This window comes from Bacillus sp. 205(2023) (assembly GCF_037027485.1).
In the GTDB taxonomy this organism is placed as follows: Bacteria; Bacillota; Bacilli; order Bacillales; family Bacillaceae; genus Bacillus; species Bacillus halotolerans.
Genome location: NZ_JAXCHF010000006.1, coordinates 121,328 through 140,797 on the forward strand (window position 1 = coordinate 121,328; position 19,470 = coordinate 140,797).

The window sequence follows — 19,470 nt, forward strand, 5'->3', positions numbered from 1 at the left end:
TGGAGAAAAAAAACCCTGCCGCGAAATCGCTGCAGGGCTATATTTATTATGCTTTTGCGTCTTCTTCCGCTGTGAATCTTTCTGCCAGCGTAGCCAGTGTTCTTGCCATGACGCCGGTTGCACCGGACGGACCGAAGCAGGTTGCTTTACTTGAAGTTGCTGTGCCTGCAATATCAAGATGGACCCAAGGAGTCGTTTCAGCAAACTCACCTAGAAACGTTCCTGCCATAATGGCATGGCCTTCCCGTCCCGGTGAATTGTTTAAATCCGCCATTTGGCTGTTTTTCACACGTTTTTTATCCTTTTCTGTAATCGGCAGCTGCCAGATGGCCTCACCGCACTCTTCCGCAGCTTCAGCCACCCGCTGATAAAAGCTCTCGTTATTTGTCATGGCGCCGGTTGTTTCTGTGCCCAATGCCACAACAACGCCGCCGGTGAGCGTTGCCACATCAACAAGTACAGACGCGCCATGCTGTTTTGCATATGTAAGGCCGTCTGCAAGCACAAGCCTTCCTTCTGCATCCGTGTTAAGGATTTCAATTGTTTTTCCGCTTAATGACACGATGACATCGTCAGGCTTCATCGCTCCGCCTGAAACCATGTTGTCGGTTGACGGAATGACAGCCAGCACATTTTGCTCCGGACGAAGCTCGCCGATCGTTTCCATTGCGCCAAGGGCCGCTGCCGCTCCTCCCATATCGGATTTCATGCCGACAATTCCTGTTTTCGTTTTAATAGAGTAACCGCCTGTGTCAAAGGTAATTCCTTTTCCGACAAGCCCGATAACGTTTTCCCATTCCTTTTTGCCCTGATACTTCAAGACAATCATTTTGGGCGGTTCGGCAGAGCCTTGGTTTACCGCAAGGATTGCGCCCATACCGAGCTCTTCCATATCCGATTTCTCCAATATTTCACACTCAAAATCATACTTCGCCGCAAGCTCGGACGCATAAGAAGCCAAGTCAGTTGCTGTCAGCATATTTCCCGGCATATTAACAAGCGTTCTCGCCGAATTTGTGCCCTGCCCGTATGCCCGGCCGACAAGAAGACCGGCCTGCACTTCTTGTGTATCTTCATCTGTGACGGCATAGATGGATTCAAGCTGTTTATCCGGCTCATTTGATTTGTGCTTATAATCCTGCACCTCATAAGAAGCAAGCAGGCAGCTCTCAGCTAATGCGTGAGCGGCATCCGCTGCGGGAACTTCTTCACAAATAAATGTGTCAAGCAGTACGGCAGCCTCTTGTTTTCTGTCTTTATGAATGGCTTGAAAAACATGGGCAAAGCTTTCCTTCGCCTCTTCAAATGAATAATTCGCCTCTCTTCCCAAACCGACGAAATAAATACGTTTCATACCAGCGGAGGACGGAGGGAATACTTTTGATACTTGATTCCGTTTGGCAGAGACATCACCGTCTTTCAGAAGCTGAGTCAGATGGCCTTCCAGTTTTTCATCAATTTCCTTTGCTTTGCCTGTCAGCTGGCTTTTTTGAAAAAGTCCGACCACTAGGGTTTCAGTATGCTCTAATTGTTGAACCGCATAAAACATAAGGCTTACACTCCTAACGTAATGGGTATTTGTAATGAACAATGGTATAATAGGAAAAACATTCTTTCCTTACATTTATTTTATCAAACAACAGACAAAGACCTGCTTTTTTCTTTTGTAACACGAAAGATTTTCATATAGAAAGGATGTCGCCTATGGAACTTTTTATGAATTTTCCTTTATTATCAAGCCTTGCTGCCATCATCTTTGCACAAGTCATTAAAGTGCCGATACAATTTATCGTATCCAGAAAACTGGACTGGTCGCTGGTGACAAGCACAGGCGGCATGCCGAGTTCCCACTCCGCAGCTGTTACGGCGCTCTCTACCGGCGTAGCTTTAGAGCATGGATTAGGTTCCTCTCTCTTTGCGGTTTCAGCCATTTTCGCCGTCATTACCATGTTTGACGCAACCGGCGTCAGACGTCATGCCGGCGAGCAGGCAACAGTCATTAATAAACTTGTGATTGATTTTAACCGTTTTGTGAATGAAGCAAAAGATTTCCCGAAAGCCGAAGAGAAAGAAAAACAAAAAAAGCTGAAAGAGCTTCTCGGCCATCAGCCAATCGAGGTCTTTTTTGGCGGATTGACAGGAATTTTATTAACACTGGCACTGGCATACTTTTTTCTGTAAAAAAATAACGCTTCAGCCGCAGCTGGAGCGTTTTATTCTTTCACGGTTTTGTATTGATTTCTGAACACCTGCAATGATTTTGTTTCATTAAGCTTTACCAGTTCATCCTCAGTGACTTTTCCGGTCCCCTTCTTAATCACATACACGTCCAGGGTTTTTTTGCCCCATTCATTGTAGACATCATGAACGGTTTCAAAGTACAGATCAATGCGGTTTCCCTTGATGGCAGATCCTGTGTCCGCAACAACGCCCAAACCATAGTTCGGGATGAATAAAATGGTGCCGATCGGAAAAACGGATGGATCGGCGGCAACCGTAGAGTATAAATCTCTTTTCACTTTAACACCTGAATATGTAAGCCCGTATAATGGATCACCAGGCTTTTTACCCGTCGATTCGACTCCCGCTGTATAGCCTGTAGCCGTTACTTTTCGCGCTGGATACTGGTTCCAGTCAAAGGCTTCTTCCAATGGTTTGTCTTTTGCTTTGGCTGCAGCGGACATCGTTTTTTCGTTTTTCTGCTGCAATGCTTTTAATGTCAGCCCTGTGTTCTTCGAGTGCTTCTCATTATTTTCTTGCACCCATTTTGATAAGTCCTTCGCCTCTACTCCTGATATGGCTAAATATGTCGTGGCAAACGCGAGCAGAAATAAACAGGCCATCAGCAAACGTCTGATCATTTTCAACATTATTCACCTCTCCTCCGAATCATTGTTCCCAAATAGCGGGAGCAATATTCAAAACGGTGAATGCGCTGAAGGCACAAAAAAAGCTTTCTTAAGAAAGAAAGCGGCATTAAAACATCTGATATCCTCTTTTTCTGAGCATGTTGATCGCTATGCCTGAGACAATGGCGCCGGCCAGACCGCTGGCTAAAATCAATACATCTGCAGCAGCTAACGATACGATTCTCTGAAACAGGCTGGCAAAGGATTCGCCTGGCGATTGGATATAGCTGATCAGCTTTTCCTTGCTGATTATAAAAAGGCATACAATCGGATAAATCACAGCCATAATCCAGGACATTCTCAGCAGCATGTTTAATAAGAAACCGATTCCAAAAAACAAAACAAAAAATAAAACAATTGAGATGATAACGACTGGCAGACTAATCAAAACCCCACCCCCTGCGTTACTTTTAGTGTACCGCGGGGGCTTTTAAAAAGTCAACGGCTGGAAAATGAATGACTGTCTTTACCTGTCCCCTGACATGACGGACAAGTTTCTGAACCGCCGAGGATTAATTGAAAATACCCTTTCCCTGAGCAAAACGGGCATGCCTGTGAAGCGGTTGTCGTTGCGGTTTTCATCTTAGCATCACCTTTTTCTTAATTTTCAGATAATAATACCATACCAAGCTGTCAATGATAAAGTCAGATCATGTGACAAATCTTTTGATGTAAGCGGAAACATTTTTATTTTGCTCTTGTTCTCTTTTTATTTTGACGTTTTTTAATAAAACAAAACCCGCGGAGAGCGGGTTTTTAGAAAAACTTAAATTTGCCTTTTTTCAGTGTGAGTCCGAGTCCGCCGATTAAAAACAGCGAGCGGTTATCGATGACTTTTTTCATAAAAGAAGCCGGCGTGCCTTTCAGTTTTCTTCCGTACACGACTCCGACCGCATTATGCTCGCCGAGAGAAGCCACCGTTCCTTTTATATCAGGTTTGAATTCTTCAAGCTCGCCGCCCTTAATGAGTTTTGCAATGTTTTTAGCGACCGTAGTTCCCTGCTGCATCGCAATTTGGGCGGTCGGCGGATAAGGACGGTCAGTGTCTTCATTGATAAACAGCGAGCTGTCGCCGAGAATAAACACGTTGTCATGTCCGGGCGCGCGAAGATCAGGATTGACTTTCACCCGGCCGCGCATATTTTCAAAGCCGGCTTCTTCCACAATCGGATGTCCGCGGACACCTGCCGCCCACACCACTGTTTGCGATTTGATTTGCTCGGGCTCCTCATCTTTTTTGCCGACTGTGACTCCTTCTGAGGTACACTCTTGAACCGCCGTGCCGATTTTAAACTCAACGCCATTCTCCTCAAGATAGTGAACAGCATAATCGACAAGCTCGGGATCAAAGCCCGGCAATACGGTCGGCGCTGCTTCTACGCAGATAATGCGTACAAGGCTTCTGTCAACGTCATACTCCTTGCAGAGCTCCGGCACGCGGGCAGCCAGTTCGCCAAGAAATTCAATACCCGTAAACCCGGCTCCCCCGACAACGATTGTTAACCTGTCCGGCCTTTTTTCAGCTTCGATGTTGTAAGTCGCAAATTGCAGCTCAATATGTTCCCGAAGCACACGAGATGTATTGATATTGGCGATCGGAAACGCAAATTCTTTTAAGCCTTTAATGCCGAACGTTTCAGGTACCGCTCCGAGGCCGATAACTAAATAATCGTACTGCAGCTCTCCATTGGCAAGCACAACTTTCTTCTCGTCTATTTTGATTGCCTTCACGGTATCCTGTACAAAATTGACACGTGACTGGTTGATTACATCTTTTATCTGATAACGGCAGCGGTCATGATGGAGCGTGCCGGCGCTCGCTTCGTGCATCCATGTCGTTTCATAATGATAATTGTGTTTATTCACAAGCGTAATATCAGCATCATTCGGACCGACATGCTTCGTCAGCCTTGTCACTGTCATCAATCCGCCATAACCTGCACCTAAAATCACGATTTTGGGCTTATTCAATGCCATCACATCCACCTTCTCTTTTTTTTCTGTTAGACGCATATAAAAATCATCATTTGTGTTATCTTCAGCTTATTGGCAGGATTTTATGAAATATATTGAAAAGTTTTTTGTGAAGTCCACACCCATAGCACTACTATCATGTGTATCCGGCTGGTTCATGAAACATTCAGAAAAAAGATGAATTCATTTTTTTCTTATCGTATCGGCCCGCGGGCATATGATCAAGAATGAATGCGCATACAATGCACTCGCAAATTTTTCTGCTGACTCGTCAATTTTAAGAGCAATATGGTATAATTAATAACAATTTTCATTTAGGAGGCAATTTTCGTATGCGAGAGGATACAAAGGTTTATGATATTACAATTATAGGCGGGGGACCGGTCGGCTTATTCACCGCTTTTTACGGTGGCATGAGACAGGCAAGCGTCAAAATTATCGAAAGCCTGCCTCAGCTTGGCGGACAGCTTAGTGCCCTGTACCCTGAGAAATATATATATGACGTAGCAGGATTCCCGAAAATCCGCGCCCAAGAGCTAGTGAACAACTTAAAAGAGCAAATGGCGAAATTCGACCAAACGATTTGTTTAGAGCAAGCGGTTGAATCTGTTGAAAAACAAGCAGACGGCGTGTTTAAGCTTGTGACAAACGAAGAAACCCATTACTCTAAAACGGTCATCATCACTGCAGGAAACGGCGCATTCAAACCACGAAAGCTCGAGCTTGAAACAGCCGAACAATACGAAGGCAAAAACCTTCACTACTTCGTTGATGATTTACAAAAATTCGCCGGCAGACGCGTTGCGATTCTTGGCGGAGGAGATTCAGCGGTTGACTGGGCGCTTATGCTTGAGCCAATCGCAAAAGAAGTTTCCATCGTTCACCGCCGCGATAAATTCCGCGCGCATGAGCACAGTGTGGAAAACCTTCACGCATCTAAAGTGAATGTCCTGACTCCATTTGTTCCGACAGAGCTCATCGGAGAAGACAAAATCGAGCAGCTTGTGCTTGAGGAAGTGAAAGGCGAGCGCAAAGAGATTTTAGAAATCGATGACTTAATTGTCAACTACGGCTTCGTCTCATCTCTTGGACCGATTAAAAACTGGGGACTTGAAATTGAGAAAAATTCCATTGTCGTCAAATCAACGATGGAAACAAATATCGAAGGCTTCTTCGCAGCAGGTGACATTTGCACATACGAAGGAAAAGTCAACCTGATCGCAAGCGGCTTCGGCGAAGCACCGACAGCTGTTAACAACGCGAAAGCTTACATGGACCCGAAAGCTCGCGTACAGCCTCTGCACTCTACAAGTCTTTTTGAAAATAAATAATAAAAAAAGGAGTTTGTGTCAAGATGACACAGCTCCTTTTTTATTTAAAGATATTTATATAATTCATCGCAGTTCCAATAACCAGCGCAATCACAAGGGCTGCTATAATCCAGATCGTGGTCATGATAATGCGGTCTTGGATCTTTTGGGACTTCGGTGTTTGTTCCTCGTTTTGAGTCATCTCCACTCGCTCCTTTCACATATCCATGTCATAAAGAAAGCCTGGTGCTGTAGGACCAAGCTGTGCTGAACTTATATATTAGCGTTTTATCATCCGCTCTATGAGATCATTCGTTAAGACTATGATACCCAAACTCATCCTGAATGACAAGCTTCCGCACCTGGATCACATCAATCATCAGATAAATCGTTTGACATCCTCTCTCAAACAGAGTACATTATACAAGGCGAACATTTGATATATATTTATTATAAATATTCGTATTTAGGAGTGGATTCTATGGAAAATGTGTTTGATTACGAAGATATTCAGCTAATTCCTGCAAAATGCATTGTGAACAGCCGTTCTGAATGTGATACATCCGTGCGTTTAGGCGGACGTACATTTAAATTGCCCGTCGTTCCTGCCAATATGCAGACGATTATAGATGAGAAACTTGCGGTTTCATTAGCCGAAAACGGCTACTTTTATGTGATGCACCGCTTTGAACCTGAAAAACGGATTGACTTTATAAAGGACATGAACGCACGCGGCCTATTCTCTTCTATCAGCGTTGGGGTCAAAGATGAGGAGTATGAATTTGTCCGTCACCTGGCAGAAGAAAATCTGGTCCCTGAATACGTGACCATCGACATCGCTCACGGACATTCCAATGCCGTCATTGAGATGATTCAGCACCTCAAAAAACATCTTCCGGACAGCTTTGTCATCGCGGGAAATGTCGGAACACCGGAAGCGGTCAGAGAGCTCGAAAATGCCGGAGCGGATGCCACAAAAGTCGGCATCGGACCGGGAAAAGTATGTATAACGAAAATTAAAACCGGTTTCGGCACAGGCGGATGGCAATTAGCCGCGCTGCGCTGGTGCGCAAAAGCCGCCAGCAAACCGATTATCGCGGATGGCGGAATCCGCACCCATGGCGACATCGCAAAATCAATTCGATTCGGCGCCACCATGGTCATGATCGGTTCACTATTTGCCGGACACGAGGAATCACCGGGACAAACCATTGAAAAAGACGGAAAGCTCTACAAAGAATACTTTGGCTCAGCCTCTGAATATCAAAAAGGCGAAAAGAAAAATGTCGAAGGCAAAAAAATGCACGTAGAGCATAAAGGCGCAATCATGGATACGCTGATTGAAATGGAACAGGATCTTCAATCTTCTATTTCTTATGCTGGCGGAACTAAGCTGGAGGCTATCCGCAATGTGGATTATGTCATCGTGAAGAATTCGATTTTTAATGGAGATAAGTATTAAAAATAAAAAAAGCCAAGTCAGCGGCTCGCCGCTTGACTTGGCTTTTTCTATTATTAGCACTCTTCTGGTTTACCTGCATTCGTCGCTGTCCTGAAAGAAGAACCGCAGCCGCATGAGGCGATGGCGTTTGGATTATCGATGGTAAAACCGCCGCCAAGCATGGATTGCTTAAAGTCTATAATAGTGCCGTTCATGATATCAAGGCTTTCTTTGTCAACGAGAACAGTAATGCCGTGCTCCTCAAACATACTGTCTGCTTCGCTTTTTTCATGCTCAAAGCCCATTCCGTATGAAAGACCGCTGCAGCCGCCGCCTTTAACGCCGACACGCAGAAACGCGTTTTCTTCTTCATGCTCTTTCATCATATCTTTTATATGCAAAGCTGCTGCTTCTGTAATTGTTACAGGGTTGCTCATTAATGTGAACCTCCTTTTAGAAACCGGATGTTGTCTTTTATTATAAACTTGATCGGCTCATTTCTCAAACTAGCTGTTTTATAAAAAATAGACGCCCTCACAAACAGTCTCTGCCGGACCTGTCATCATCACATGGCCGTTCTCTTTCCAATTAATGACCAAATCTCCGCCCGCTAAATGAACCGTAATGTCTTCATTTCGTCTTGATACGCCGTTTAAAACAGATGCGACAGCCGCTGCACAAGCGCCTGTTCCGCAAGCCTGTGTGATGCCTGATCCCCGTTCCCACACGCGGAAGTGCAGTTCATGCTCATTCACGGTTTCCACAAACTCGACATTCACACCTTCCGGAAATCTTGGATCTTTTTCAATCACCGGTCCCAGTGTCGTCAGCGGTGCCTGTTCAATATCGGCAATCGGAAAAACGATATGCGGATTGCCCATGGAAACCGCGGTGCCTTTTAGCTCAGCTTCGCCAAATGTCATTGTTTCATTAATGGTTTGCTCTTCACCGCCGCCAAGCATCGGAAGCTCGGCTTTTGTCAGACGCGGTTCACCCATATCGACAGTGACAACATTCACTTTTCCGTTTTCAGCTTGAACCTCTGCTTTCACAAGCCCGGAGAGGGTTTCAATCAGAAAAGATGTTTCCTCAACCAGCTTATGCTCATACGCGTATTTTGCAACGCAGCGCAAACCGTTGCCGCAGTTTTTCCCTTCAGACCCGTCATTATTAAAAATCCGCATTTTGACAGGTGCTTGATCTGAAGGACATATGAGGATCATTCCGTCGGAGCCGATCCCTGTATAAACGGAAGACACTTGAACCGCTATTTCAGACAGTTGTTCTTCCGGCAGTTGTTCTTCAAATTGATTCACGTATATATAGCTGTTTCCAAGTCCGTGCATTTTGGTAAATCGAAATGAGTTCATAGATGCCTCCAACTTTTTCTCTTTTTCTTAGTATAAAAGCTATTATAAACGGACACAATACAATTATCCCCCGTTTTTCATACATAAAAGCTCCTTGCAATGACGCAAGGAGCTTTTATCTTTTATATGAACATGCCGGCAATAGCCGCGCTCAGCAGATTGGCTAATGTTCCCGCCAGAACAGCCTTTAACCCGAGGCGTGCGATATCTGAGCGGCGGCTTGGCGCTAAACCGCCAAGCGTACCGAGCATAATCGCAATCGAAGAGAAATTTGCGAATCCGCATAACGCAAAACTGATAATCGTAGCGGTTTTTTTAGAAAACTCGCCGATGTGCGGACCGAAGTTAGAATAAGCGACAAACTCATTCAGCACCAATTTCTGGCCGATAAAGCTTCCGGCATGCAAGGCTTCATGCCATGGCACACCAATCATAAAGGCGATTGGAGAAAACACATAGCCGAGGATAGATTCTAATGTGACATCTTTTAAACCGAACAAGCCGAAAACACCGCCGAGAATACCGTTGACCACGGCGATTAATGCGACGAAGGCAAGCAGCATCGCACCAACGTTCAGCGCAATTTGCAGACCTGTTGACGCACCCTTTGCAGCCGCGTCAATTACATTGGCCGCTCCTTCGCCTTCATCCATTTTGAAATCGCCTTTTACTGTTTGCGGCGTTTCCGTTTCAGGAATGATTAATTTTCCGAATACCAGACCCGCAGGAGCAGCCATGAAGCTCGCCGCGAGCAAGTATTCAATCGGAATACCGAGAAGGGCGTAGCCAAACAAAGTTGAACCCGCAACAGCCGATAGACCGCTCGTCATAATTGTAAACAGTTCAGAGCGCGTCAGCCCTGCAATGAGGGGCCTGATCACTAACGGAGATTCCGATTGCCCTACAAAAATATTAGCAGCAGCCGCAAGAGATTCCGTTTTGCTTGTCCCAAGAAGTTTCGACAATCCGCCGCCGATCACACGGAAAATGAGCTGCATGATTTTTAAATGATATAAAACTGCGATCAGTGCTGAGAAGAAAATGATAACAGGCAGTACACTTAATGCAAACGCCGGGCTGTCGCCGACTTTTAAAAGCGGCCCAAATATGAAACTGATGCCTTCATTCGCATAATCAATCAGAAGCTGTACACGGCTTGAAAACCATAAAAAAACAGCGCGTCCCGCTTCCCATTTCAACACGATGTATCCAAACGCCACCTGTATACATAAACCAACGATGACGGTTCTTATTCTAATATTGCTTTTCTTTTCTGAAAATAAAAACGCGATGGCGATTATCCCAACTGCGCCGAGCAGTCCCCAAAGAACATTCATGAATACACCTACACCTCTTAAAATTTATTTAAAACAAATCTTTTATACGATAACAATAATATTTTTTGATGTCTACACATTTTTTCAGTACTTTTGTACCGCAAAATAAAAAAGGGCCTGAAACAGGCCCTTTTCTTCAAAACATTGGGTTTTCTTCAATAAATGTATATATATTCTCAACAAGCTCAGCAGGTGTTTCACCCGTAACGACTTCTCCGTTTACTAGAGCGAATAATGATTCCATACATTTCCCGCAATAGCTTAAACAGCCGTATTCAAGAACATCCAGATTCGGATCTTTCTCTAAAATCGCTCGGGCTTCCTGAGAGCCGTGAGCCAGATTGCTGACACAAAATTCAATCATTGGATTCATGCGGTTTCACCTCACATATGAACATTATCGCGAATTTTTCACTATTCGTCAAAGACAACGAACGCATTAAAATTTATTATCGTAACATATCATTCCTGCAATAACGTTTTACTATTTTGCCTTTTAAGGCTAATTTGTAGGTTATTTTGAAACTAATATTGTGATTTTAGATCAAATTCGATATAATTCTAGATGTTATTTTACAAAGTTCGTATTTTTCATCAATGTGTCTATCATACTCTTCGGGTTAAAGGGGAATTCAAATGAAAAAATTGGTCTTGATCGGCGGAGGTTACGGAAACATGCGTGTTCTTCATCGCTTATTGCCCAACCAGCTGCCTCATGATGTTTCAATCACGTTAATTGACAGAAATCCTTATCACTGCTTAAAAACAGAATATTATGCCCTTGCCGCAGGCACAATTTCTGACCACCATATCAGAGTGACGTTCCCAGAGCACCCTCGCCTGGATGTCGAGTACGGCGATATTTCATCAATTGATATTGCACAAAAACAAGTGCTGTTCCATGACCGCGAACCGATTTCTTACGATGACGCAGTGATCGGGCTCGGCTGCGAGGATAAATATCATAACGTGCCGGGAGCGCCCGAATTCACCTACAGCATTCAAACCATCGATCAGTCCCGCGAAACCTATCAAAAGCTGAACAACTTATGCGCCGAAGCGACTGTTGCCATTGTCGGAGCAGGCCTTAGCGGCGTTGAACTTGCAAGTGAATTAAGAGAAAGCCGTGACGATCTGAACATTATTTTGTTTGACCGCGGAGATCTCATTTTATCAAGCTTTCCCGAGCGTTTGAGCAAATATGTGCAAAAATGGTTCGAAGAGCACGGTGTCCGCATTATTAACAGGGCAAATATCACAAGAGTAGAAGAAGGCGTTGTGTATAACCACGATGACGCCATTTCCGCAGACGCCATCGTATGGACAGCCGGCATACAGCCGAATAAAGTCGTCAGAGACTTGGATGTGGAAAAGGACGCACAAGGCCGTGTCGTGTTAACCCCTCATCACAATGTCCCGGGTGATGAACATCTGTACGTTGTCGGAGATTGCGCCAGCCTTCCTCACGCACCGAGTGCCCAGCTGGCAGAGGCTCAAGCAGAACAGATTGTCCAAATATTGCAAAAACGCTGGAATGGTGAAGCCCTTCCTGAATCAATGCCTCAGTTTAAGCTGAAAGGCGTTTTAGGTTCACTCGGAAAAAAAGCCGGCTTCGGACTTGTTGCTGACCGGCCGCTGATCGGCCGTGTTCCGCGTTTACTGAAATCCGGCTTGCTGTGGATGTACAAACACCATAACGGATAATAGCAGAACCGCTGATGAAGTCAGCGGTTTTCTGTATAACCGTATCTCTCCATTTCCTCATATACATCCTTCAATTTCGGATTGCCTTCTCCGACAATTTTATTTTCTACGAGGACGAGCGGATAAAAATATTCGTCATTTCTGATTTTTTCCGCAAGCTGTTTTACGTTTTCGACGTCAGGCGGCTCGTAAATGTCGATGTATTGGATTTCAAAAGGCTGATTCGGATATTTTCTTTTCAGCGCAGCCTCAAGCCATTCATATGTATCTTTAGCCGTCGGCATATTGACACAGCTTGCACAAACGGTTTCTGCCCCATATACGCTGAGCATGACTGTTTTGGTCATTGATAAGTGCCCCCATTTCTCTGCATTACATTCTTTCTATTAAGTATACAGAGACAAAAGACGTTTTTATAGAAAAAACCGTTTTTGTGTTCAAGTCTGAATGTGCTATAATAATGGGAGCAATTCTGCAAACCAAACAATAGATTTTTATTGTTACACTGAATATAATGGTTTTATGACGACGAAAGGAGCGAATGTCATGACTGAAGTTGAAATGAAAGAACAGGTGCAGGAAGTACTGGACAAACTTCGTCCGTTTTTACTTCGTGACGGCGGTGACTGTGAGCTTGTAGACGTTGATGAAGGTATTGTTAAGCTTCGTCTTCTAGGTGCATGCGGCAGCTGCCCAAGTTCAACAATTACGCTGAAAGCCGGAATTGAACGCGCTCTTCTTGAAGAAGTGCCGGGTGTAATTGAAGTAGAACAAGTCTTTTAATAAAGCAGCCAGGCTGATATTTGATCAGCCTGGCTTTTTTTATGAGAGATATTGGTCAAACCATGAGCTTATATAGGTCAGGCGCTTGATCCGCTGTCCCGGGTGTCCGCTGCGTGACAAATTATGCGACGCTTTCGGAAAACGGACCAGCACGGTTTCCTTGTTCATTTTTTTCAAGGCGATAAAAAGCTGTTCAGCCTGTTCAATCGGGCACCGGTCATCACGTTCGCCATGAAGAATTAAAAGGGGCGTCTGCACGTTTGCCGCATATTTTAAAGGGGAACGGTCCCACAGCTTTTCTGTATCGGTAAACATGTCATGCTCAAGCTGCCAGTCCGTGAAAAAATACCCGATATCACTAACGCCGTGAAAGCTGAGCCAGTTTGAAATCGAACGCTGAGTGACAGCTGCTTTAAAACGATTTGTCTGCCCCACGATCCAGTTGGTCATAAAGCCTCCGTAGCTTCCGCCTGTGACCCCTATCCGCTCGGCATCAATCTGCGGATCTCTTTTGATCGCCTCATCCACTGCCTGCATCACGTCCTGATAGTCTTTTCCGCCGTAATCCCCTCTGACTGCGTTCACAAATTCCTGTCCGTAGCCATGACTTCCTCTTGGATTTACATAAACCACTGCATATCCTTTCGCCGCCAGCACCTGAAATTCGTGAAAATATGTATGCCCGTACATCATATGCGGACCGCCGTGTATATTGAGAATAAGCGGATAGTTTTTGCCCTCTGCAGCCTGAGCAGGTTTCATCAGCCAGCCGTTCACCGTCATCCCGTCTTCTGTCACATATTGAATGTCTTCAGGTAACGAAATGAGGTGCTCGTCAACAAACTTGTCATTCGCATCAGTCAGCCGTTTTTCTTCCTGTCCAAGCGGAATGCTGTATAGCTCACTAGGTCTGCCAGGCTTTGTCACACTGGCAATAAAGCTTTGTTCATCAGGGTGAATGGAAAAGCTGTTGATATATTCTTTTTCTAACCGAATCGGATATACGAGTCCTTCTATAGAAACATAATAGATTCCCGTGCTGCCTTGTTCTGTGCCGATGACATAAAACCCTTGACTGTCTTTTGTCCAAACCGGGCGCTGTTCAGCTCCTCCTATCAGTGAGTCTCCAATCAACGCATCTGCTAAGTGAACGTCCAGCATATCAGTGAGACACGTAAGGCGGTCTAACTCTATATCATAAAGCCACGCTTTTTCTAGCGTTGCATTCCGATATTCCTGCTCATGCCCAAGCAAAGCAAGGTACCTTCCGTCCGGTGAAAAAGAGCTGGGTCCGAATGAGCCGCGATGAGAGGTAATCAGCTTGAGATCTTCAGTCTCCAGCGACACCATGCAGACATCGTGCGGCTTGCTGGCATCATCCGTTTCAGTCAAATTAGCCGAAAAAACGAGAGATTTGCCGTTAGGAGAAAAAGCCGGATCGAAGTGGTCAGCTTTTTCATTAATCAGCTGTTTTACCTCACCAGACTTCACGCTGACAAGCACAAGCTGTGCATACGCGCCTCTCGTCAGCCCTTTTCCGTCCCGTTTATAGGCTAAACCATGCACTTCAACCGGTTCAAAGCTGTCGGGTTCCGTTTTCTCTTGATCATAAACACTTTCTTCATCTCCAAGACTGACCGTGACAAGCACTGACTCTCCATCCGGAGACCATACCGGCTGAGACACACCATACGGAATATCAGTCAGTTTTTTTGCCTCACCGCCTTCAGCGCTCATTATATAAAGCTGAGACACATCGCCATCACGGTCAGAAACAAACGCAATCTGGCGTCCGTCAGGAGACCATCTAGGATCAGTACTCCGCTTTTCTCCATATGTCCAAGGAATGGACGCGCCGCTTTCTGCATCATATACCCATATATTTGAAGTATATGAATCTTTCTCTTTGTTTGCTTGTGACTTCACATAAGCCGCACGCTTCCCGTCCGGGGCGTATTGAGGGTCTGTCACCGAGACAATGGCTGTCATATCTTCCGCGGTCATCAGCTTTTTCATATCAATCTCCTCCTTTTTACATGTATTTCGTTTTTCTAAATAAAAATCCCTTTATATCAGGAAGAAAAAAAGCGTCCTCCGCTGACGCTGAGGAACGCTTGGAATGAACTATACACTTTTCACTTGATAGAAAGGATTTCGCTCTATTATACTTCCCTCTTTCGGAACGGTCAAAGCGTCGACTTCACAATGCGGGAAATGAAGTGCGAGCTGCTCTTTCAGCGCTTCTCCTTTTCCTTTTTCGGTCATGACGAGAATCGTCGGCCCCGCTCCGCTGAGGGCAGTTCCATAAGCGCCTTTCATCTCGGCAACATGCTCCACTTTAGACAATTCCGGGACAAGCATCGCCCGATACGGCTGATGGAACATATCCTTTTTCATGATTTTTCCGACAAGCGGCCAATCCTTTGACATGATCGCCGCGATGAGAATGTTGCTGACGGCGCTGGCTTTTACAGCGTCCGCATATGGAAACTCTGCCGGGAGCACGTCCCGCGCGTCTCTTGTCAGCACCTCGTAAAAAGGAATGACAACCACGACATCAATGTCGGCATCCGGCACGCGGATCATTTGCGTCTCGTCGTCTTCATGCAGTCCGATCACAAGCCCGCCGACGAGAGAAGCGCCTGCATTGTCCGGATGTCCTTCTTCAAGGCTGGCTAAATGCAGCTTGTCTGCTTCGGAGAGCTGTAAACCGCATAATTCGTCTGCCAGTTCTATAGCCGCCACTATGGCCGCAGCACTGCTGCCAAGACCGCGTGCAAGCGGGATGTCGCTCCACACTTTCACATGTGCAGGAGGCATTGCTTTTCCGTACATATCTGCCGTCCGTTTCGCCACTTGATAGATCATATTATCTGTACCCGCCGGAATTCCGGCGACTGTTTCTGTTTCAGCTTCAAAAGACCAATGATCGCTTTCAAAGACGGTCAGCTTCAAATATCTGCTGAGCGCCATTCCGACTGAATCAAAGCCGGGGCCTAGGTTAGCCGTGCTTCCTGGAACAGTGACAGAGAACAGCATGTCGGCATCGTTCATACACGGGCCGCTCCTTTTAAGTATTCGAGGATGCTGTCTTCATCAGTCGGCAGGGTGACCGGCTTCATTTCAGAAATGTCGACCGCTGTGTTCGGGTCTTTCAGCCCGTTCCCTGTTAACACAGCCACAACCTTGCTGCCTTTCGGAATTTCTCCTGATTTTACTTGTTTCAGCACACCTGCAATAGATGCGCAGGAGCCCGGTTCTGCAAACACGCCTTCTTCACGGGCGATCAGCTGATACGCATGAAGAATTTCATCGTCAGTGACTTCGTCAATTTTCCCATTGGACTCCTCAGCCGCTTTTACAGCTTTATCCCAGCTTGCCGGGTTTCCGATACGAATCGCTGTTGCCACTGTTTCCGGGTTTTCAATGACTTCGTTGCGGACGATCGCAGCTGCACCTTCCGCTTCAAAACCGCGCATTTTCGGAAGGCCAGTGCCGTTTTTCTCATGATATTCTTTGAAGCCCTTCCAGTACGCCGTGATGTTTCCCGCGTTTCCGACCGGGATCGCCAAAACGTCCGGTGCTTCGCCCAGCTGTTCGCATACTTCAAAGGCAGCTGTTTTTTGGCCTTCGATGCGGTAAGGGTTGACCGAGTTGACAAGTGCGATCGGTGATTTTTCACAAATTGAACGGACAATCTTAAGGGCATCATCAAAGTTGCCGTCGATCGCAATGATTTCAGCTCCGTACATGACTGCTTGAGCGAGCTTGCCAAACGCGATTTTCCCGTTCGGGATGATGACAATACATTTCATATCGGCGCGGGCTGCATAAGCAGCCGCAGCCGCTGATGTATTTCCGGTTGACGCGCACATAATCGTGTCGTTGCCTTCCTCTTTCGCCTTTGCCACCGCCATGACCATCCCGCGGTCTTTAAAAGATCCAGTAGGGTTTACGCCTTCTGTTTTGACATGGAGCTCAATCCCGAGCTGTTCAGACAGCTTCGGCAAATGAATGAGCGGCGTATTGCCTTCATGTAACGTAAGCGCCGGTGTTTGATCCGTTACGGGTAAAAACTCTTTATATTGATGGATAAGTCCTTTCCACATTAGCTCCAACCGTTCCCTTCTACACGATATGTGCTTTTGACTTCTTGAACGACTTCCAAATCATTTAAGTTTTGCAGGATATCACTGAAATCAGCTTCTGATGTGTGGTGTGTGACGATGACGATTTCTGCTAACTCATCATGCCCCTTAATCGGCAGCTGAAGAATTTTTTCAAAGCTGACGCCCCGTTCTGAGAATACAGACGTGATTTTCGAGAATGAGCCTACCTCATCCTTCACGTGAATTCTCAAAAATTGCTGTGCATAAATATCGGACGGCGACTTCATGTTTTTCTCATATTGCGGCGCAACAAAGCTGTTGCCGGTTACGCCGAGACGCATGTTTTTCATGACAGCAACCAGGTCAGACACAACTGATGTGGCTGTCGGCATGCTTCCCGCTCCCGGGCCATAGAACATCGTCTCTCCGACAGCTTCGCCATACACGTAGACGGCGTTATATTCATTATGCACGGCAGAAAGCGGATGGTGATCTGGAAGCAGCGTCGGCTGAACGCTGACTTCAATTTTGCTGCCGTCACGCTGGGCAATTCCGATCAGCTTCATTGTGTAGCCGAGACGTTTGCTGAAGCTGATATCCTCGTCTGTAATCTGGGAGATCCCCTTCACTTTGACATCTTCCAGATCGACGTTCATTGAGAAGCCGAGACGCGCCAATATTGCCATTTTCCGTGCGGCGTCGAGCCCTTCCACATCTGAAGTCGGGTCAGCTTCGGCAAACCCCAGATCCTGCGCTTCCTTAAGCACTTCCTCGTAAGGGCTTTTCTCTTTAATCATTTTGGTTAAGATAAAGTTCGTTGTTCCGTTTACGATTCCCATCATTTTAGTAATCCTGTCTGATGAGAGGCCTTCCTCTAATGTGCGAAGAATTGGAATCCCGCCAGCAACGCTGGCTTCGAAGTAAATATCACAGCCATTTTCCTTTGCTTCAGCTAGCAGTTCAGAACCGTATACGGCCATTAAATCTTTGTTTGCCGTGACAACGTGTTTTTTCGATCTCAAAGCGTCAAGCAAATATTGCTTTGTCTGCTCAACACCGCCGATCACCTCGATGATGACATCAACATCTGGATCGTCGATCACATCATATACTTCTGTCGTGAGCACTTCCTTCGGCAAATCTACTTCTCTTTTTTTCTCTACATCTTTCACAAGCACTTTTTTTATCGTAATTGGACAGCCAACCTGATGCATCAGCTTATCCTGATGGTCTTGAATAATTTTAACGACACCGCTTCCGACGGTACCTAAGCCTAAAAGCCCTACACGAATTGCTTTCAAAAAAACTCCACCCTTCTTCGGATTGTCCTCTCAAGAGAGACAATTGTTAACTCAACACAGACATATAAGTTACAAATATTATATAAGCCCATTTCTGTTTTGACAAGACAACAATCTGCTGAATTTTGCGAATGTAAACGCTTAACCAATTGATATGACAAGATTCTTTATTTTCTAATTATTTTTGTCAGATTTTCTCCTTCCTTACAAGCCGCCCTTTCCGAGCCAGCTGACAGGGGGAACAAAAATGTTCTGCGCCCTCATGTTCATAAACTCCTGGGCGGCATTCAGAAATTGTTCATAGCCCGAATCGCTGAGAATGTAGTCGAGCTGCTCTTCATAATAGTGCTTTTCCGATTCTGAAGAAATATAGTAGCCTTCCACGATTTCATAATAATGAAGCGGAAAAAGGAGACGGCTGTACAAAAGACGTTTCGAAAATGAAGACAGCGGTGTGATTTGCTCGTATTCCTGCAAAAAGCGAAAGCCCTGCCGGTTAAAATCATCACGATGGTGCAAAAATGTGTGTCTCATATATTCGGCTAAATCGCGTGCAGCGTGGTCAAAGACCCAGTCAGCCGGAATCCTGATAAGGGATTCAGAAGACCACGTATTTCTTTCCATCCTCTGATGGCATATTGTTCCTGAATCAGCCGCTTGCGGTTTGTCATCGAGCTCAGTATCGACTAAATATTGAATCGCGTTTTCTGACAGTCCTAAATAATATGGAAACGATTCAATCATTTTTTTATCAAAGGGCTCGTGCGGAGGGGTATGAACCTTTCGCTGCCAAAACGCTTCAAGCTGATCAATGCGTTTTCCCCACAGATCTTTCCACTGCCCGATTCTTCCGGCCTCCTTCACTTCGTACGGGTATCCTCTGCCCTTTCGATGAAACTCCGCCAGTTCTGTCCCTATGGAAAATGACCGGTTTGAAAAAGGAGGAGCCGCCTTCAGCAGAGCGTACGTTTTTCCTTCATGTTCAAAGGTCAGCTCGCCTTCTTTTGTAAAGATAAAAACGGAAACGTATGGGTCACTTTGTTCTTGTAAATACTGACTCATGTAATAAAGCTCCGCCAGCTCCTCATCTGAGAAATGGGAAACGGGAACAATCAAAAAGAAGGAATTCGGTGTTTGAAAGCATTGATAAGTATGCTGATACATGGAAAGCTGCCTGATATGAATGCCGTATTTTTCTTTTATTGTGCCTTTCACAATGATCACCTGCCTGT

21 protein-coding genes are annotated in these 19,470 nt (G+C 45.6%); 5 read left to right on the forward strand and 16 right to left on the reverse strand.

Annotated elements, in window-relative coordinates:
• Positions 1-46 precede the first annotated feature (46 nt).
• A complete protein-coding gene (locus WA325_RS15305) occupies positions 47-1,549 on the reverse strand; it encodes a leucyl aminopeptidase (protein WP_336183900.1) in 1,503 nt (500 codons plus the stop codon).
• Between the two features lie 155 nt (positions 1,550-1,704).
• On the opposite strand from WA325_RS15305, the gene WA325_RS15310 reads away from it, so the two are divergent.
• Complete coding sequence (locus WA325_RS15310) at positions 1,705-2,181, forward strand: divergent PAP2 family protein (protein WP_044158979.1); 477 nt, start codon at positions 1,705-1,707, stop codon at positions 2,179-2,181.
• A 32-nt stretch (positions 2,182-2,213) separates the two neighbouring features.
• Here WA325_RS15310 and WA325_RS15315 read toward each other — a convergent pair whose 3' ends face one another.
• From WA325_RS15315 to WA325_RS15330, 4 genes are all read right to left on the reverse strand, one after another.
• Positions 2,214-2,873, reverse strand: a complete 660-nt coding sequence (locus WA325_RS15315) for a 3D domain-containing protein (protein ID WP_095713993.1) — start codon at positions 2,871-2,873, stop codon at positions 2,214-2,216.
• Positions 2,874-2,976: 103 nt separating this feature from the next.
• The gene (locus WA325_RS15320) at positions 2,977-3,297 is read right to left on the reverse strand and encodes a YuiB family protein (protein WP_024122715.1); all 321 of its coding nucleotides are present in this window, start codon (positions 3,295-3,297) and stop codon (positions 2,977-2,979) included.
• A gap of 50 nt (positions 3,298-3,347) precedes the next feature.
• Positions 3,348-3,491, reverse strand: a complete 144-nt coding sequence (locus WA325_RS15325) for a YuiA family protein (RefSeq protein ID WP_024122716.1) — start codon at positions 3,489-3,491, stop codon at positions 3,348-3,350.
• Between the two features lie 174 nt (positions 3,492-3,665).
• A complete protein-coding gene (locus WA325_RS15330; protein WP_049809958.1) occupies positions 3,666-4,886 on the reverse strand; it encodes an NAD(P)/FAD-dependent oxidoreductase in 1,221 nt (406 codons plus the stop codon).
• A gap of 329 nt (positions 4,887-5,215) precedes the next feature.
• On the opposite strand from WA325_RS15330, the gene yumC reads away from it, so the two are divergent.
• Positions 5,216-6,214: a ferredoxin--NADP reductase 2 gene (gene yumC / locus WA325_RS15335; RefSeq protein ID WP_024122718.1), complete on the forward strand. Its 999-nt coding sequence runs from the start codon at positions 5,216-5,218 to the stop codon at positions 6,212-6,214.
• A gap of 40 nt (positions 6,215-6,254) precedes the next feature.
• Here yumC and WA325_RS15340 read toward each other — a convergent pair whose 3' ends face one another.
• Positions 6,255-6,395 (reverse strand): hypothetical protein, encoded by a 141-nt coding sequence (locus WA325_RS15340; RefSeq protein WP_336183901.1) that lies wholly within the window; start codon positions 6,393-6,395, stop codon positions 6,255-6,257.
• A 279-nt stretch (positions 6,396-6,674) separates the two neighbouring features.
• On the opposite strand from WA325_RS15340, the gene guaC reads away from it, so the two are divergent.
• Positions 6,675-7,655, forward strand: coding sequence for a GMP reductase (gene guaC / locus WA325_RS15345; protein WP_024122720.1), 981 nt, complete (start codon positions 6,675-6,677; stop codon positions 7,653-7,655).
• A gap of 53 nt (positions 7,656-7,708) precedes the next feature.
• On the opposite strand, the gene WA325_RS15350 is transcribed toward guaC, so the two are convergent.
• From WA325_RS15350 to WA325_RS15365, 4 genes are all read right to left on the reverse strand, one after another.
• A complete protein-coding gene (locus WA325_RS15350) occupies positions 7,709-8,071 on the reverse strand; it encodes a HesB/IscA family protein (RefSeq protein WP_010331733.1) in 363 nt (120 codons plus the stop codon).
• 78 nt (positions 8,072-8,149) lie between these two features.
• A complete protein-coding gene (gene dapF / locus WA325_RS15355; protein ID WP_095713996.1) occupies positions 8,150-9,004 on the reverse strand; it encodes a diaminopimelate epimerase in 855 nt (284 codons plus the stop codon).
• Positions 9,005-9,126: 122 nt separating this feature from the next.
• Positions 9,127-10,341 (reverse strand): NupC/NupG family nucleoside CNT transporter, encoded by a 1,215-nt coding sequence (locus WA325_RS15360; protein ID WP_024122722.1) that lies wholly within the window; start codon positions 10,339-10,341, stop codon positions 9,127-9,129.
• 136 nt (positions 10,342-10,477) lie between these two features.
• Positions 10,478-10,714 (reverse strand): YuzB family protein, encoded by a 237-nt coding sequence (locus WA325_RS15365; RefSeq protein WP_010331736.1) that lies wholly within the window; start codon positions 10,712-10,714, stop codon positions 10,478-10,480.
• Positions 10,715-10,977: 263 nt separating this feature from the next.
• Between WA325_RS15365 and WA325_RS15370 the strand changes: the two genes are divergently transcribed.
• Positions 10,978-12,045: an NAD(P)/FAD-dependent oxidoreductase gene (locus WA325_RS15370; protein ID WP_024122723.1), complete on the forward strand. Its 1,068-nt coding sequence runs from the start codon at positions 10,978-10,980 to the stop codon at positions 12,043-12,045.
• Positions 12,046-12,065: 20 nt separating this feature from the next.
• Here WA325_RS15370 and WA325_RS15375 read toward each other — a convergent pair whose 3' ends face one another.
• The gene (locus WA325_RS15375) at positions 12,066-12,392 is read right to left on the reverse strand and encodes a YuzD family protein (protein WP_024122724.1); all 327 of its coding nucleotides are present in this window, start codon (positions 12,390-12,392) and stop codon (positions 12,066-12,068) included.
• Between the two features lie 100 nt (positions 12,393-12,492).
• Between WA325_RS15375 and WA325_RS15380 the strand changes: the two genes are divergently transcribed.
• A complete protein-coding gene (locus WA325_RS15380) occupies positions 12,493-12,828 on the forward strand; it encodes a NifU family protein (protein ID WP_174754433.1) in 336 nt (111 codons plus the stop codon).
• A gap of 39 nt (positions 12,829-12,867) precedes the next feature.
• Here the strand turns inward: WA325_RS15380 and WA325_RS15385 are convergent, their stop codons facing one another.
• From WA325_RS15385 to yutH, 5 genes are all read right to left on the reverse strand, one after another.
• Positions 12,868-14,844 carry a S9 family peptidase gene (locus WA325_RS15385; RefSeq protein WP_336183902.1) on the reverse strand — a complete coding sequence of 659 codons (1,977 nt, stop codon included), beginning with the start codon at positions 14,842-14,844 and terminating at the stop codon, positions 12,868-12,870.
• 108 nt (positions 14,845-14,952) lie between these two features.
• Complete coding sequence (gene thrB, locus WA325_RS15390) at positions 14,953-15,882, reverse strand: homoserine kinase (RefSeq protein ID WP_326326748.1); 930 nt, start codon at positions 15,880-15,882, stop codon at positions 14,953-14,955.
• On the reverse strand, positions 15,879-16,937 hold the full coding sequence (gene thrC / locus WA325_RS15395; protein ID WP_024122727.1) for a threonine synthase: 1,059 nt from the start codon (positions 16,935-16,937) through the stop codon (positions 15,879-15,881). Before thrC ends, thrB begins: the two co-directional genes overlap by 4 nt.
• On the reverse strand, positions 16,937-18,238 hold the full coding sequence (locus WA325_RS15400; protein WP_044158994.1) for a homoserine dehydrogenase: 1,302 nt from the start codon (positions 18,236-18,238) through the stop codon (positions 16,937-16,939). Before WA325_RS15400 ends, thrC begins: the two co-directional genes overlap by 1 nt.
• 204 nt (positions 18,239-18,442) lie before the next feature.
• Positions 18,443-19,456 (reverse strand): spore coat putative kinase YutH, encoded by a 1,014-nt coding sequence (yutH, locus tag WA325_RS15405; RefSeq protein WP_105991685.1) that lies wholly within the window; start codon positions 19,454-19,456, stop codon positions 18,443-18,445.
• Between the last annotated feature and the right edge of the window lie 14 nt (positions 19,457-19,470).

Bases quoted from the DNA above. Each gene is read 5' to 3' on its own strand.
- WA325_RS15330 (WP_049809958.1), bottom strand. From the start codon at position 4,886: ATGGCATTGAATAAGCCCAAAATCGTGATTTTAGGTGCAGGTTATGGC.
- yumC (WP_024122718.1), top strand. From the start codon at position 5,216: ATGCGAGAGGATACAAAGGTTTATGATATTACAATTATAGGCGGGGGA.
- thrC (WP_024122727.1), bottom strand. From the start codon at position 16,937: ATGTGGAAAGGACTTATCCATCAATATAAAGAGTTTTTACCCGTAACG.
- WA325_RS15360 (WP_024122722.1), bottom strand. From the start codon at position 10,341: ATGAATGTTCTTTGGGGACTGCTCGGCGCAGTTGGGATAATCGCCATC.
- WA325_RS15365 (WP_010331736.1), bottom strand. From the start codon at position 10,714: ATGAATCCAATGATTGAATTTTGTGTCAGCAATCTGGCTCACGGCTCT.
- WA325_RS15325 (WP_024122716.1), bottom strand. From the start codon at position 3,491: ATGAAAACCGCAACGACAACCGCTTCACAGGCATGCCCGTTTTGCTCA.
- WA325_RS15340 (WP_336183901.1), bottom strand. From the start codon at position 6,395: ATGACTCAAAACGAGGAACAAACACCGAAGTCCCAAAAGATCCAAGAC.
- thrB (WP_326326748.1), bottom strand. From the start codon at position 15,882: ATGAACGATGCCGACATGCTGTTCTCTGTCACTGTTCCAGGAAGCACG.
- WA325_RS15375 (WP_024122724.1), bottom strand. From the start codon at position 12,392: ATGACCAAAACAGTCATGCTCAGCGTATATGGGGCAGAAACCGTTTGT.
- WA325_RS15380 (WP_174754433.1), top strand. From the start codon at position 12,493: ATGTGCTATAATAATGGGAGCAATTCTGCAAACCAAACAATAGATTTT.
- WA325_RS15305 (WP_336183900.1), bottom strand. From the start codon at position 1,549: ATGTTTTATGCGGTTCAACAATTAGAGCATACTGAAACCCTAGTGGTC.
- WA325_RS15350 (WP_010331733.1), bottom strand. From the start codon at position 8,071: ATGAGCAACCCTGTAACAATTACAGAAGCAGCAGCTTTGCATATAAAA.
- guaC (WP_024122720.1), top strand. From the start codon at position 6,675: ATGGAAAATGTGTTTGATTACGAAGATATTCAGCTAATTCCTGCAAAA.
- dapF (WP_095713996.1), bottom strand. From the start codon at position 9,004: ATGAACTCATTTCGATTTACCAAAATGCACGGACTTGGAAACAGCTAT.
- WA325_RS15385 (WP_336183902.1), bottom strand. From the start codon at position 14,844: ATGAAAAAGCTGATGACCGCGGAAGATATGACAGCCATTGTCTCGGTG.
- WA325_RS15370 (WP_024122723.1), top strand. From the start codon at position 10,978: ATGAAAAAATTGGTCTTGATCGGCGGAGGTTACGGAAACATGCGTGTT.
- WA325_RS15310 (WP_044158979.1), top strand. From the start codon at position 1,705: ATGGAACTTTTTATGAATTTTCCTTTATTATCAAGCCTTGCTGCCATC.